The following is a 15,636-nucleotide window of genomic DNA, read 5'->3' on the forward strand; positions in this document are numbered from 1 at the left end:
CACCTCATGATGTTTTTTATTGTGGCCATATAGCCTGTTGTTACTGCATGGGTAAACCTATCATCGATTACGCCCGCCCTTAATGACGAAATAGCGCAGCCGGTTGTCCGTTTCGGTGAGCCCGGGTCAAGGGCAAATCAATACAGACTCACCTTGACCGTGTTGGGCAACAGCAACCCAGTGTCACCGGTGGCGCCACACACCTGGCTGACACTGATCAGGGAATCGGTACTGACGTTGAACACATCCAGGTTGTCACAATGGCCTTCGGACTGACTCATCAAAATGGGCAGGCACAAAAAGTCACATTGCTGGGTATAGGTTTCCACCCGTTTCGGTTCTTTCATAAAGCGGGTTTTGGTGCCCATGGGCGTGACAAAATCGTGGAATACCTGGCGGGTCACGGTAAAGGGTACACCCAGACTGGAGGAGCCCACCACCAGACCGCTGACTTGCCCGGTCATGCCCTGGTAGCTTACCTGCAACAAGCCGTTGGCAAACTGTTTGCGGTGGGTATAGCGAATGTTCACCATATCCTTGCCACCCAGATGATGATACTGCAACAGTCCGTCGGCACTGATCATCAGAAAATGCGCGCTGTCGAGCTTCACCCCCAGCAGATTCAGGCTGGCGTTATCCCCCCACAACAGAATACTGCCATCCGGGCCAACGGACTGGCCGTCGATAAACTCGTACTCGGTATTTTCGAATTCCCACTGGGTATTGCCCGCCAAATCGGTGACCCGCACATTCTGGTTGCTGCGGTTGAACAACGCGGGGCGATTCAAAGATACGCCAATCAGATCTTCATTTGCGGGTAAACTGAAGCGGGACACTTCATTGCGCAATTCATCAAAGGCCACCACCTCACGGCCGGCAGCGGATTCCACTTCCAGCATCAGTGCGGTGTATCCATAGGCGCCCGTCACGGAGGTGGCCGACGGCAATGTCAACAGTTCACTGGCACCCGTGCTGAAGTCCATCAGCAACACCCAGCCCTCATCATTCACAGCACCGAAGGCGGCCAGTTTCTGGCCCAACACCGGCACCACATCCACCAACAGGCGTGTTTGCGCTTCCAGTGGCAGCATGCTGCCCGGCAGCGGGGTGATCTGATGCAGGTTGGCATCCACGATCATGGCACCGGCCAGGGTGTCACCCACCAGCAACAGCTGTCCACCCGGCAGATCCAAAGCCCGTTCCGTTCCGGTGAGGGCAAGCACCAGTGTGGTTTCCTGAACCACCATGCCGTCTGCATCATAGGTGGCAATGTGCAACCCGTCGCTTTGCTCGGACACATGCACAACGTTGCCGGTTGCATCCAGCAGCACCTGATTCAGATTATCCGGATCAACGGCAACATAGGCCATCCATTGCGCGGCCGTGGCCATACATCCCAACAACAGCGCAGCAAAACACGCAGGCAGCAACAGCCTGAGCTTGAAAGAATCACCCGACATAAGAAAACCCCAATAAAATGATAGTGTTGTATTTCTGCTAAATATTTTTATTTATTCAGGATCCTGCCGCATGGCGGCGTAGAGCGCAGACATGCTGACTGCATCATCATCGCCCTCTTTAATGGTAATATCAATACTGGTTTTCACGCGCCCGTTCTGCTCATAACCGGTCAGAATCTGGTGACGCTGCTCATCAGTAATGGTGGTGCGGGCCCGTAAGGTTCCTCGCACCGGTTTCAGGTAGGCCACCTCACCCTTGGCCAACCACACACTGGGCAGATGCCCGGCATCCATTAGGGTAAGGTGTAATGCACTCCAGCCCGTCATGGCACCCACGCAGTAGAGACTGCCACCAAAGGCTGTGCCATGAGTATTAAGATTGGGCTCCAGGGGGGCCTCCACCACCACGGTGGAGCCATCCCAGGAAATCACGTCAATCCCCATATGGGTGATCAGGGGCACCTGCTCCTTGAGCTTGGCGCGGACGTGATCAAGCTTGTTCATTACACCCGCCCCGTCAGATCAAGCCATTCAACAAAGCGTCGGTGCGCTCACGGCGGCGCTTGGCCACCGCCACCGGATCCACCTCCACCACTTTTTCATCCGGCGTCACCTTAAACAGGGGCTGCCCCTGTTTGACGATGGCGCCGTCGATGTTCTCCAGCAGCAGTTTATCGATGGTGCAGGCAAAGGGTGCCACCACCTTGTTGAACATCTTCATTACTTCGATGATGTAGATGGGCTGACCGGCTTCCACATGGGTGCCTTCCTCCACAAACGGCGGTGCGCCGGGCACTTCACGGCCGTAGAACATACCGCCGCTCACCGCCACAATTTCATCCGCTTTGGTGGCCGGAGGCGGCACCAGCACTTTCATCATGCGTGCTTGCAGTTCCTCATCGTGCAGTGACTCAGGAATGTAGACAGTCAGATCCTCGTTCACTTTCAAATCGTAGAAACCGACTTCGTTAGCCAGTTTGGGCAGCGCACTTACCACTTCCATCCCGGCCTGGAAACCCACGTGAGCAGACTGGATTTGAGTCCAGGTGGCCTCATCCACGCCGCCCTGGGGTGCGTCTTCCGCCAGCAATGCATTGAGCTTCAACCAATCGGATTCCCCCAGTTTTTCTTCCAGCTCACCATAGAACTGCAACCCTTTTTGCAGCACGTCGTTGTCGTGCTTCCAGATACACTCGGCAGCAGGCAGATCAGCGCGGTAGTCCATATTCAGGTAGTGATAGGTTTCATCCAGCACCTGAATGGGGTTGCGGGTCCAGACCACCTTGTCACCATCGAACTGCACATTGGCCTTGTTCAAGCTCAACCAGCCGGAGAACACGTGGGGATTCCGGGTCAGAATATCCAGCGCCCGCAGCAACAGGGTGTGTTTGCGCTCCATGGCTGCATCGATAGCCTGCATGGCAGCCTGCAAACTGTCACCGGTACCATGGGCTTCGGCCACCTGTTTCTTGTAGATGGCCTTGGCATGGTTGAAGGCATATTCCAGATCGAAATCGGCATTGGCTTCTTTCACCAGACCCACCAACGTCAGATAAGGCATGACGAACTTGGTGGTGGACTTGGCGTGTACGTTTTCTGCCAGGAACCAATGCACCAGCCCGTAGTGGAACTGCAGGTTGGTGGACAGGTTCTCACCGCTCATTTTGGTGCGGCGCAATAACTCGGCCATGGCGTTGTAGCTGTCCACACGGTTGCTGCCCACGGACAGCAACAAGGCGATGTTACTGTCATAGGCACCCGCCAGGTGATACTTGATGAACTGATTGGTGTCCGGGTTGCGGGCACTGATGCCCTGATCATCGCGGATCTCATTGGCAATGGGGCTGGACCAGTACTCAATAACCCCGCCGGCATGGGGCTTCAACGCCGCATTGGTGGCGTTCAAGCGGGCTTCCACGGATGCACGCTCCCGGGGAATACGCTCCGGCTTGGGTAGCTTCTTGCCATGACGTGCCAGCAGGGTCATGGCTTCCACCAGAGAATCCACCAACAGATAGTCGTTGGGGTCTTCGGGGTTGGCAAACTTCAAGGTGTAACACAGCTCGGATACCCGATGCTCCACCTGAATCCGGGTGTTCATTTCCATAAAGAAGTGGCTGTCTTTGTCAACGATACACTCAAATGTTGACACGGAATCCAGGCCTACCGCCGCCCCGAAACGCTCGGATTCCTGTTCCATTTTCTGCAGGATCACCAGATCGGTTTTCAGGGCCTCTGCTTCTGCGCTTTTACCGGCCGCTTCCGCGCGGGCAATGGCTTCTTCCAGCATTTCACTGGTGTTGGAAATTTCCAGCAGTTTCTGTTCATGCATCTGCAGAGAGCAGTCACGGGCGCCCAGAGTCGTACACCATTCGCCGTTACCAATTACCTGAATTTCCTGGTGACGGGTGGTTTCGATGTTCAATTCGATGAGCACGTTCTTATTGTCGCCCACACCGGTGGTTTTAACTTCCTGTAGAATTTCGATCAGCTTTTCAGCCGCCTTCTCCGAGGCTTGCCTGATGCGATCATCCAGCTCGCCATCGAAGGCCGACGGGGATTGCAGAATACGCTGGCCCTTACCGCCACCACCGCCGATGGCTTTCAGGCGCACCCGGTTTTCCGGATAACGACCAAACACTTCGGCCACCCGCACGATGGCTTCGGCACAAATCTCATCGGTGCTGATGATGTCCATGGACCTGGCGTAGGATGCGTTCAGCACGGCGTCGGCAGCATCTTCCAGGGCAACGCTTTCTTCCCAATTGGAGGCGTCAACAGTCAAGCCTTTTTCTTCGGCCAGCGCCCGCAGGCCGGCACGGTCACCCACCTTGCGAATCAGAGTCAGGCTGGTGAGGTTATCGATACCGGGTGTGGTGGAGACATCATTCAGCAGGGCCGTGCGCTTGGCTTCATCCTTGGCACCAGCGCCCCGCACAGTGGCGGAACAGGGGCCGATAAAATTCAGGCCGGCGTTCTCCAGTGCGCTCACCAGCGCTTCATCCTCTGCCATGAAGCCGTAACCGGCAAACACGGAATCGTGGCCGTTTTCCTTGGCAATACTGATGATCTGCTGAATGCGCTGGGTGCGCTCATCTTTATCCACACCGGTGTAATCGGGTACCCGGTGCACGCGATCGGGATTGGCAATCTGGCGCAACTCCGGTGCCAGCGCATTGTTGTAGGTAATGGAATCTTTTTCGGAAAGCAGGATGCCGTAATCGGTGATGCCCATCTCTTCCCAAACGTCCATCACTTCCTTACGAATGGGGCCGCGACAGATAATCAGCGGTTTCATGTCGCTGCAATCAAACTGGCTCACCCACGGGGAATCGGTAGCTTGTCGGCGGCGGTCTTTGTTCACCAGCGGGTTGTTGGTGTAGTTTTCGTTGCTCATCTTCTAAATCCTATAATTTCTCTACTGCCTGTCAGGTCAGGATGCCGATTAATGGAATTCGCGTTGCACGCCGCCCATGGGCTTGGCTTCATAATGACGCAACAGGAAGTTGAGATTTTGCGCCAGGCTTGAACGCAGATCGTAAGGCATGACCAACTGGGAGATGGAGCCCAGGCTCAGCGCCTCTTTCGGGTTCATCAGCTCTTTCTCGTACTGAGCCGAGTACATGGCCTCTTGCTGTTTAACCCATTCGGCAACTTCTGCTGTAGCCTGCTCTCTGGCTTGGGCCTCCGATCCACCGGCGGCCTGCAGCTGATTGGTGCGTTCAGCGATCTTGCCATTCACAGCAGCACGCACCGCAGCCAGTTCTTTCTTGAAGACAAACTCCTTACCGGCATTCCCCATCACCGCCAGGCGGGTGGTGGGCAACGCCAGCACCACGTCGGCACCGGTGGCATAACTGTTGAACGCAGCGTAAGCACCACCAAAGGCGTTGCGCACAATCAACAGAATACGGGGAGTACGCAGATCGATGATGGCATCGAGCATGGCGCGCCCGGCCTGGACGATACCGTGACGTTCCTGATCCGTGCCGGGCAGGAAGCCGGTGGTGTCCTCGATGAACACAACCGGTATGTTGTACAGGTTACAGAAGCGGATAAAGCGGGCATTTTTGTAAGATGCCGCAATATCAATCTGGCCGGAGGACACAGCACTGTTGTTGGCCACCACACCAATGACGTTGCCGCCCATGCGGCCAAAGGCGCAGATGGTGTTCTGGGCACGGTCGGGTTGGAATTCAGTGTAATCACCGTGATCGCAGATCTGCTGAATCAGGATACGAATATCGATGGGCGTGTTGTAACCGGAAGACGAATTGAATGCTTTCTTGAATAGAATATCCGCATCCCAGGTTTTACGATCCAGTGGATCAGAGGTTTCCAGATACGGTGCCATGGTGCTGTTATTATCCGGAAAGTAGCGCAGCAGCTCTTTGGCTTTGCGCAAGGCAGACACCTCATCGGGTACCACGAAATCAGTCACACCGGACTGGCCATGCACACCGGGCCCGCCCAGCTCATCGGCGCTGACATCCTCACCCAATACCGACTTCACCACCCCCGGGCCGGTCAAGCCGAAGAAGGTGTCCTGGGGCTGGATCATAAAGCTGCCCTGACGGGGCAGGTAGGCGCCACCCCCGGCGTTGTAGCCGAACATACACATAATACTGGGCACCACACCGCTGATTTTACGCAGGGCGGTGAAGGCTTCGGCGTAGCCATCCAGGCCGCCCACACCCGCCGGGACAAAGGCGCCGGCGGAATCGTTCATGCCGATCAGGGGAATGCCACGCTCACCGGCCATTTTGATCAGGCTGGCCAGCTTGCGGCCGTTGGTGGCGTCCATGGAGCCGGCACGTACGGTAAAATCATGGCCGTACAGCGCCACATCGCGGCCTTCTATATTGACGATGGCGGTGACGATGGAAGCGCCATCCAGGTTCTTGCCCCAGTTCTGGTAGAGCACGATGGGGTCTTTGTCGGTGAGAACACGAATCCGCTCCCACACGGTCATGCGCTTTTTCAGATGCTGCTTTTCAATGGCTTTGACCCCGGCAGCCGTCTCTGGACGCTGCATGATCTCCCAGCCTTCTTTCAGGGATTCTTCATAGATACCGGGCTCCCGGACGATCTCGCCTGGAATTTTAAATTCTTTGGTTTCCGGTTCGTGAAAGGGGTTTTCCAATGATGGAACAAGCTTCTTCTGTATTCCCATGCTGTTACACGCTCTTTGGTTGAATCGCTGGAACTGTTCGCGGCTTTTCAGCAGTCTTGGGCGAGGGATCACCTCAAGCCAAAACCGGGATAGCAGAAAAACCTATTTAAGATCAGCGAGTTGTGTGCCGATATTAAAAAATCTGTATCTTGAGGGTGCTGCATTATTCAATTGCTTGACCGCAGAGTCAATTACCGTTTAGCTCATTCAGGCTGATGAAAAACAACACTGATGCCAATCTGCTCGTGGTCGGTACGCGGTTTTGGGGCCAGCCAATACCCCATTGAATTTACGGGCATTTTGCGCTCCCCAAGCCCCCCAGGACAAAAAGGTCGGCCATTATCCCATAGTTGCTGGCCATTTTCAGCTTTGTATTTTCGGGGCCTGTAGCCCCATAATGCGCGCCATGAATGTGATACTCATCCAGCCCCGGGAATGGGGCAGCAACAGCACCCACGGCCAGATTGTACTGGGCGGCGAACGGCATCGGCACATCCGCACCGTGCTGCAACCGGTGGTGGGTGATCAATTGCGGGTGGGGCTGCTTGGAGGGCATCTGGGCATGGGCCTGGTGCAGGCGGTGGATGAGCACAGCATCACCCTGGATGTGGCCTTCACCAGTCCGCCGCCTGCGGCATTACCCGTAACGTTGGTGCTGGCGCTGCCACGGCCCAAGGTCTTGCGCCGGACACTGCAGGCCTGCGCCACCCTGGGGGTGAAGGAAATCTACCTGATCAACAGTTATCGGGTGGAAAAAAGCTATTGGCAAACCCCGTTTCTGGAACCGGAGGCGGTGCAAAAATCCCTGCTGCTGGGGCTGGAACAGGCCCGCGACACCATCCTGCCCAGAATCCATCTGCGCAAGCGCTTCAAGCCGTTTGTGGAAGATGAACTGCCTGCCCTCGCCGCCGGCAAGGCCGCCTGGACCGCGCATCCGGTGCCGGACGCACTCCCCTGCCCCAGTACAATCAACGAGCCCTGCCTGCTGGCGGTGGGGCCGGAGGGGGGCTTTATCCAGTACGAAGTCGAGAAACTGGCAGCCGCCGGCTTCCGCACCATCGGCCTGGGCCCCCGTATTCTGAAAGTGGAAACCGCACTCCCCGCCCTGCTGGGCAAACTGTTCCTCTAGCAACACCCAGCAACACCCAGCACCACCGCTCGGGTATGCAACCCCAGACTTTCCTCCTTCCTAGACCTTAAAGGCGCCGAGGATGGATTTCAGCTGGGTGGCCTCCTGTGCCATGTCCTGGCTGGCCTGGGCGGTATCCTGCGCCTGGCGTGATGCCTGATCCACCGAATCCCGAATATCATGGATATTCTGGTCGATTTCATGAGCCACCTGGGCCTGCTGACTGACGGATACCGCTATCTGGCTGGTCATCTCCACCACCTCAGAAAGATCCTGCCGGATTTCATCAAACACGGCACCCACGGAACGGGAATCCTCCACGGTACTGGCCGCCACCTCACTGCTGTGCTCCATGGCGGTCACCGCCTGGTCGATCTTCTTCAGAAAATTATCGATGATGGCTTCGATGTTGCCGGTGGAATCCTGGGTGCGCTGCGACAGGGAACGCACTTCATCCGCCACCACCGCAAAGCCCCGCCCCTGCTCGCCAGCGCGGGCGGCCTCGATGGCGGCATTCAACGCCAACAGATTGGTCTGGGCAGCGATGGATTTAATCTGGTCAATGACCTGGGCGATTTTCTGGCTGTCCTGGGCCAGTTCATTGATGGTGGCACTGGTAAGCTGAATATCATCGGACAGGGAACTCACCTGTTGCAGGGAAGCACCCACCTGCTCACTGCCACGTTGCGCTTTGCCACTGGTGGTGGTTACCGCATCCTCGGCGCGCTTGGAGTAATCCGCCACCCCCTGCACGGTGTTGGTCAGCTCGCTGATGGCCGCCGCCACCTGTTGGGTTCGATCCGTCTGCGCCTGCATACCGGCACTGCTGTGTTGCGAGTACCCACGCACGTTTTCCGCCAGGTTCATCACTTCATCGGCGCTGGCCGATACCTGGGTCACCAGCTCGCGTACCCGCTCAGTGCTGAGATTAAAGCGCATAATAAGGCGCCCCATTTCATCATTGCTGCGCTGCTCAAGACGCACGGTCATATCCCCTTCCGCCATGCGTGCAGCACCACTGCGCACTTGCTCGATGGCATCGTTCAAGGCCACATAAAACGACGCGTAGGCGTAGGCGGTCAGCAACAGGAGAAACACCAGCCCCACCACCAACTGCACGGTACGGTACACCACAGCCTGTTCTTTGGCGGCAATGTTCTGCTCGGCCAGCGTCAGTAACTGATCACCGAATGCCATCTGCTGATCCATGGACTGGGTCATGCGATCAAAGTAGGCCTGCCAACCAATATCAAACCTGGCCGCCATCACCACCTTTTCATCCACAAAGTTGCGGGTTGCGGCAATCTGCTCTATCAGAGAGGCCAGCGCCGGGGCCACCGTTGCAGCGCTCTCCGCGGGCAGAATATTGTCAACGGTAACCGGAAATTCATTTTGGAACCGTTCCAGTGCAAACAGGTTTTTTTCCAGCGCCTCCAGGGTAAAACCATCCAGATAGGCGTAGGTCAGGCCGTAAGAACCGATGGCCCGCAAGCGGCTGTTCAGATCGCTGAGCCGGACCAGGTGCCGTGTGACCAGATCCAACATACCCGCCACCGCCTTATCACTTTCCAGATTCAGGCGGCTTTGTTCAAACTGGTACTTGATGATGGCCTGCAGCGTGGTCACCGGGCCGTTCATGGCACTGTAGGTAAACTCCGGCCCCTCTTCATTGTTGACAGCGATCTCACTGAGCCCCGCCACCTGCTCCCGCAGGCGCGCCATCTGCTGCCGGAAGCCATCATCCCGGGCAAGACGCTGTGGCAGCGCCAGCACCCGGTCAATGGCCGACAACGCCTGGCGGGTTAGCGCCTGCTCTTTGTCGCGCGCATCCGGTTGGCGACGAACATTGGATACCACCCGCATATCACGTTGCTGTTCCAGCAGGCGCTTGACCCCCATCAGCTCCGCAATCAGCGTGAGCCCTTCTCTCTCCCGCTCTGCATTTTGAACCTGGATGGTGGAATCGCGCACCATGATTGCGCTGAAGATCAGCAGAGGTACGTAGAACAACAAACTGATGATAACGAACTTCTTGGCGAAACTAACCCGTGAGATCAGGGCGATACCGGGCCCCAAAAGCGACTTCATGGACAACAACCTCGGTTATTATTTTTTAACGCTGCATTATTGGAGTATAGCAACGCTGGGCAAAGCGCCAGCTGCTGCGTCTGCCCGGGATTGGTCTATTCTGTAGAGAGGAGTGGCGGATCACTCCGCCGGTTGATAATCACAGGAGCGCAGCGTATGAATCACAAGGAAAGCCTGGAAATCGCAGAGAGCCTGAGGCGTCAGGCGCGTAAATCAGTGTCCAAGTTCCAGACCGAGCTGGACTTGAAAGGCGGTTTGGTGGATGCGATGCGCAACTACGGTGAAAGCGCCTTGTACGGCAGAATTATGCTGGAATTACTGGAGCCTATTTTTAACGCCCTGGAACGGGAGGATGTGAAGCAGGCAGAGAAAGACATTGAGCGCTACCTGGCCGAGCGCAATGAATTCCTCACCGGCATGAAACCCTGGGTACCCAGCTCCACGGATCTGATGGACAACATGCTCAACATGGTTAACGCCACCGTGATTGCCGACCTGATCGAGTCATTCAAGGATTAGAAATCCCTGCGGGGCCGGCAAGCTCGGTAAAAAATCATTTCACACCGTCACAAACATTTCCGTTATCCTTCCCATAGGCCGGATTTTTGTTCGATCCGGCCAGCCGTGTGCCGCCACCGGCTACCCAAAACCAAAATCGCAATAAAAACAATAACTAGGCTGCAACCGTCTGATTATGTTACTGAAGACAAAATTCTACGCACCACCTATCCGCGACAATGCCATCCCCAGGCAGCGCCTGTTGCAGCGCCTGGGATCGCCACAACCCGGCCAGGTGACCCTGATCCATGCCCCCGCCGGGTATGGCAAGACCACCCTGGCAAAACAATGGCTGGACACCCTGGGCAATCCCTATTACTGGCTGTCCCTGGACCCGCAGGATAACGAGCCCCAGCGCTTCTGGCGCTATGTGTGCGCGGCACTGGGCCCGGACATTGCGGATAAAGCACAGGCCCAGTCAGCAGAAGATCACATCATCAAGCTCATTAATTATTGCCAAGATTGCGCCTCAAAAACGCTGCAGGTGCTGGTCATGGACGACTTCCACTGCATCCAGGAAAGTCACCTCATGGAACAGGTAAGTTGGTTCTTGGACCGCCTGCCCCGCAACCTGCACATCGTGATTACCTCCCGCTGCTTACCGCAGATTCACGTACCCCGGCGCCGGGTGCGCCATCAGCTGATTGAAATCGCTGCCCAGGAGCTCTGTTTTCAGTCCACCGAAACCGAGCGTTTTCTGCAGCAAACCCTGCGCCTGAACCTGCCCGCCGACACCATCCACGCGCTGCACAATCAGACCGAAGGCTGGGCAGCGGCGCTGCAATTGGCGGGGTTGTCCATCAAGGATGACGATTCTGCACAGGCGCAATGGCTGACCCGCAGCCGCAACCAAACCATGATGGACTATCTGGCGGAGGAAGTGTTGGCCAGCCAACCGGGCTCCATTCAACAGTTTCTGCTGCACGTCACCCAGGTACGTCGCTTCAACCTGCCACTGTGTGAGTTCGCCCTCTCCGACCTGCCTGACTGCCCGGTGAAAGAGAGTCTGCAGCACCTGCAACAGAACAACCTGTTCCTCATCCCTCTGGATGAAGACGGCGTCTGGTTCCGCTTTCACGACCTGTTTCGCGAGAACATCCAAAACCTGGCGCGCAAACTGATTCCGGATTCCCTGCGCCAGTTCCTGCGCCAGTCCGCCAACTGGTTTATGACAGCCGGTGATGCAGAGGAGGCCATCTACTGCCTGATTCAGGCGCAATTATGGGATGACGCCGCCGACCTGATCGAGGAATTGGGCGTATCGCGCATGCTGGCAGGCAAAAATGAATCCCTCAACTGGTGGCTGAACCGTTTGCCGGAGCACACCATAACGCAACGGCCCAAGCTGGCGCTGATCAAGGCCTGGACCCTGTTTTGCACCGAACGGGTAACCGAGGCCGAGCCGTACTTGAATCAGGCAGACCAGCTGCTGCAAGGCACCGACCACGCCGCACTGCGTACCCAGATTCTGGTGTTTCGTGCCCATATCGCCCGCTTCCGCGGTGATGAAGAGAACGCCGCACACTGGTCTGCGTTGGCCATGAAGCAATCCGCCGCCCAGGCGCAGGATCTCAACGCCGTCACCCTGTTTGCCATGGGGCTTGAGCAATACCAGAACGGTCAAACCCACCACACACGCACGTATATGGAGCAGGCCCTGAGTGCCGCCTACCAGGAACAAAACTATTTTTGCGCGCTGTCGGTGTCGATCATGCTGGCCCATGTGTACTTTCAAAGTGGATTTACCCCCAAAGCCCTGGCGGTATTGGAAGAAACCCGCCACTGGCTGTTGCAGCACGGCCAATGCGAGGCACAACTGGATCACTGGCAGAATATTCTTTACGTCACCATCTATCGGGAAACCCGGCAGCTGACGAAAGCGCGACAGGCCCTGCACCCACTGCTGCAGTTGCAACAGGAGGGGGCTGAAAACGGCCATAGCGCGCTGATCAATCTGATGCACGCTGTGATTCTGGCCGGTGAAGGCCGGTGGGAAGAGGCTTTCGCCTGCACCGCGGCGGGCGAAAACCAGATGGCTCAGGATCAAAGCCACTGGTCCGCCATGTCCCCTGATCCGGAGATGATTCGCGCCATTCTTCACCTGCAAAAAGGCGACATTGCGCAGGCCTTACAATGGGCCCGGGACAACGAAGCGCGGCTGCAGGGCAACCTGCGCTTTGCCACCGAAGAAGAACGCATCATTCTGGCGCGCTGTTACGCCCTGAACGGCGAGCGGGATAAAGCGCTGACGCTGCTGGAACAGATAATCGACGCGACCACCCGCCAGGGGCGACTGATCAACAAAACCAGGGCATTACTGACCATTGCCATCGTCCACAGTCATCACCGGGAATGGGACGCCGCGGCCGATGCCCTGCTCAACGCCATCCGTTGCGCCGCCACGGCGCAGTACTACCAGATGTTCTTTGATGAGCATTCCTTTTTACAACCAGCCCTGTTGCGCCTGCAGGAACAAGGGCATCAGGGCTGGTGGCAGGCGGCCATCGTCAACTCAGCAGCAGAAAACCCTCTGCCGGAGCCCCTCACCAACCGGGAGTTGGAAGTGCTCAACCTGATCGCCGTTGGCCATCGCAATCAAGCCATTGCCGATTCGCTGCACATCGCCCTCACCACCACCAAAGCCCACATCCGCCACATTTACGAGAAGATGGCCGTGCAAAGCCGCACCCAGGCCGTGGCCCGGGGCCGCGAGCTGGGATTGATTCAGTAAGCGTTCTCTCTCGATCAGGGGCTCTCTGTTGATTGGGGGCTACCTGTTAATTGGTCGCGCCGCCTACAGAATATAGGGAATCACCGCCCGCCGATCTTTGGGGTAATCGCTGAAGGTTTCCTGATACCAGCGATGATTGGCCAACGCCCTGGGGACCAGATTGGCCATAGTGAACACCACGAACGACAATCCCGCCAACGACCAACTGGCCAGGGCAAACCCGCTCCAGGTAATGATTTCACCCAGATAATTGGGCATGGACACCCAGCGGAAACCAAGGCCATAGGGGATCTGATATTCACCGGGGTTGTTCTGCCGCAATGCCCGCAGTATGCGATCGGATTGCTTGTTAAGAAAATAGCCGAACGCAAATAACACCACTCCGCCAATAAAGCGTGGATCGGTCAGCCAATCCTGCGTCAGATGATCCGCATAGTGAGAAATGTAGGCGCCGTTCAGATAGCCATTGATGCCGCAATACAGTGAGCCCAGCGCAATCACCAGCGCAGTGGTGCGGGAACCCGGTTTCACCCTGATCTGAAACGGATAAATAAACGAGCGATGCACATAATGCAGTTGCCACATGAGCATCAGCAGCAGTGGTACCGGCTGCCATGCCTGCGCACCGGAAAAATAAAAATAGAAAAACACCAGGCTGGCGGGCGATTCCATCAACACCCAACCCAAGCGCACGGGAATGGTTGGCCCCCAACCGCTGCTCTGGTGCCGGCCATAGGGTGCATTAACAAACAACAACAGCAGCACGGTGATCAGCGCACTGGCGAACACGGCCACCAACAGGGCATTGAATACAAAATTTTCAGTCATGATCTGGCCATACGAAACAACAACCAGGCCAGCAGCGAGAAAGCAATGCACTCCGTAACGGGTAACACCCACCACTCGCGAAACGGCCCATGGGGAAAGAGCACAGTGCCAACACGCATCAGCCCCAGCAACAACATGCCCAGGGCCGATGCCGACAGTAACTGCGCGCGGCCGACACCGGCCTCATCCGCGCACGCCAGAACACGCCCCCACACTACCAGGGCAGCACCGGCCGTGGCCAGGCTATACAAGATCATGCCTGGATCCACCACACCGGCCTGCTGCAATGCAGCCTCCGACTGGAACCACTGCGGCATGGGCAAATACAACAGATAAACTGCCCACAACGCCACACCCAAGCCGATCAAGACACTGGAAAACACTTTCAGCCCGGGGGCTGCGGCACCGCCGGTCATGCTTCCAGGGCCGCCGCGTGGGTATTGCTGGCCGATTCCTCACCTGCCATCGGTGCTGCCATTTTTTGTTCGGGAATGGGGTTAAAGGCGTCGACGGAATAGGTTCTGGATTCATTCCAGGTATCCGGCACATCGGCAATATCCACATAGAACTGGTTATACCACTGACGTAGCTTGTGAATGGGGCCATCGCCATCACACAGCACCGGATTATCCACCCGCTTCTTGGTATGCCAGAACGCCACGTCTTCAAAAAATGCCTGCTGGGTCAGTTCCACATAGCCTTTCACCATGGCATCGCAATCGGCCTGGCTCATGCCGGGGAACAGTTTCACCATCACCCCGAAGCGCAAGTCAAAACTTTCGGTGGAGGTGGGAATATGGCTCACCAGTAATTTGGACTGTACCGGCACGCCGTTCATCTCGCCGCTCATCTCGGTAATCATATAGGCGGGGCCATAATAGGTTGCCGTGGTGGTGAGAATGGAATCCCCCGCCAACCGCGGGCTTTTGCCTTCCATGTGTTGCACACACATGTGCTTGTGAAAGGTGTTTTCAAATTTCAACGCGGCCGAGGCATGCACCGGGCCAAAGTGAGCCTTGTCGGCCATGTTGTCCACCAGCTCACGGCAGTTGGTCTCGATGGGGATCAGCACCATCTCCCAATCCGACCACTCACCATTACCACATTCTTCAATCAGCGGTGGCAACTGCTCGGCAATGGGCAGATTATTTTCAGGGTCGTGATACACAAACGCCATGCCGTTGCGTTCCAGGGTGGGCCAGGGTTTGATGCAGGCTTTGGCCGGGATTTTTTTGGCATAGGGAATATCGTCACACACGCCATCCTCCCCCCAGCGCCAGGCATGCATGGCACAGCGAATGGAATTGCCTTCCACATAACCCTGCGCCAGATCCGCGCCCATATGGGGGCAGTAGCCATCGAGTACGATCAGCTGGTTATCTTCACCCCGGTAGGCCACCAGCTTGGTGCCGAAGTAATTCAGCGCAACCGGTTTACTGCCGTAATCCACCGCCTTGCCCAAACAATACCAACCACGGGCGTAACGTTCTTCAACTGGGGCGGCTTCTATTCTCGCGTACTTGCTCATGATGCTCTCCTCCGGGGCGTCGATCTTTTTTTATTGTGATGTGCTCATCGATGGCGTCACTATAGCGCCATTTCCCACTTAAGTATACAGCGTATACTTAAAAGCAAAACTTCTCTCCCGTCCACGCTACTATCGCCCTTG

At 56.6% G+C, this 15,636-nt stretch carries 11 protein-coding genes; 3 read left to right on the plus strand and 8 right to left on the minus strand.

The features are described 5' to 3' along the window. Window positions 1-137 precede the first annotated feature (137 nt). Genes D9N13_RS20460 through D9N13_RS20475 form a run of 4 tightly spaced genes read right to left on the minus strand, consistent with a single transcriptional unit; the run spans window position 138 to window position 6,633 of the window. Entirely contained in the window at window positions 138-1,460 is a 1,323-nt protein-coding gene (locus tag D9N13_RS20460; RefSeq protein WP_290593817.1) for a hypothetical protein, read from the minus strand. 51 nt (window positions 1,461-1,511) lie between these two features. Next, entirely contained in the window at window positions 1,512-1,964 is a 453-nt protein-coding gene (locus D9N13_RS20465; protein WP_290593818.1) for a YiiD C-terminal domain-containing protein, read from the minus strand. A 13-nt stretch (window positions 1,965-1,977) separates the two neighbouring features. Beyond that, window positions 1,978-4,857, minus strand: a complete 2,880-nt coding sequence (locus D9N13_RS20470) for a biotin carboxylase N-terminal domain-containing protein (RefSeq protein ID WP_290593819.1) — start codon at window positions 4,855-4,857, stop codon at window positions 1,978-1,980. A gap of 48 nt (window positions 4,858-4,905) precedes the next feature. Beyond that, window positions 4,906-6,633, minus strand: coding sequence for an acyl-CoA carboxylase subunit beta (locus tag D9N13_RS20475; protein ID WP_290593820.1), 1,728 nt, complete (start codon window positions 6,631-6,633; stop codon window positions 4,906-4,908). 406 nt (window positions 6,634-7,039) lie between these two features. Between D9N13_RS20475 and D9N13_RS20480 the strand changes: the two genes are divergently transcribed. After that, window positions 7,040-7,762: a 16S rRNA (uracil(1498)-N(3))-methyltransferase gene (locus D9N13_RS20480; protein WP_290593821.1), complete on the plus strand. Its 723-nt coding sequence runs from the start codon at window positions 7,040-7,042 to the stop codon at window positions 7,760-7,762. A 60-nt stretch (window positions 7,763-7,822) separates the two neighbouring features. On the opposite strand, the gene D9N13_RS20485 is transcribed toward D9N13_RS20480, so the two are convergent. Further along, a complete protein-coding gene (locus D9N13_RS20485) occupies window positions 7,823-9,850 on the minus strand; it encodes a methyl-accepting chemotaxis protein (protein WP_290593822.1) in 2,028 nt (675 codons plus the stop codon). A 156-nt stretch (window positions 9,851-10,006) separates the two neighbouring features. Between D9N13_RS20485 and D9N13_RS20490 the strand changes: the two genes are divergently transcribed. Next, window positions 10,007-10,369 (plus strand): hypothetical protein, encoded by a 363-nt coding sequence (locus tag D9N13_RS20490; RefSeq protein WP_290593823.1) that lies wholly within the window; start codon window positions 10,007-10,009, stop codon window positions 10,367-10,369. A gap of 175 nt (window positions 10,370-10,544) precedes the next feature. Beyond that, the gene (locus D9N13_RS20495) at window positions 10,545-13,139 is read left to right on the plus strand and encodes a LuxR C-terminal-related transcriptional regulator (RefSeq protein WP_290593824.1); all 2,595 of its coding nucleotides are present in this window, start codon (window positions 10,545-10,547) and stop codon (window positions 13,137-13,139) included. Window positions 13,140-13,202: 63 nt separating this feature from the next. On the opposite strand, the gene D9N13_RS20500 is transcribed toward D9N13_RS20495, so the two are convergent. Genes D9N13_RS20500 through D9N13_RS20510 form a run of 3 tightly spaced genes read right to left on the minus strand, consistent with a single transcriptional unit; the run spans window position 13,203 to window position 15,495 of the window. Next, on the minus strand, window positions 13,203-13,967 hold the full coding sequence (locus D9N13_RS20500; RefSeq protein ID WP_290593825.1) for a DUF1295 domain-containing protein: 765 nt from the start codon (window positions 13,965-13,967) through the stop codon (window positions 13,203-13,205). Further along, on the minus strand, window positions 13,964-14,383 hold the full coding sequence (locus D9N13_RS20505; RefSeq protein WP_290593826.1) for a hypothetical protein: 420 nt from the start codon (window positions 14,381-14,383) through the stop codon (window positions 13,964-13,966). The genes D9N13_RS20500 and D9N13_RS20505 overlap by 4 nt, the downstream gene beginning before the upstream one ends. After that, window positions 14,380-15,495 (minus strand): Rieske 2Fe-2S domain-containing protein, encoded by a 1,116-nt coding sequence (locus tag D9N13_RS20510; protein WP_290593827.1) that lies wholly within the window; start codon window positions 15,493-15,495, stop codon window positions 14,380-14,382. The genes D9N13_RS20505 and D9N13_RS20510 overlap by 4 nt, the downstream gene beginning before the upstream one ends. Window positions 15,496-15,636: the final 141 nt, after the last annotated feature.

It is taken from the genome of Ketobacter sp. GenoA1 (assembly GCF_003671475.1).
In the GTDB taxonomy this organism is placed as follows: Bacteria; Pseudomonadota; Gammaproteobacteria; order Pseudomonadales; family Ketobacteraceae; genus Ketobacter.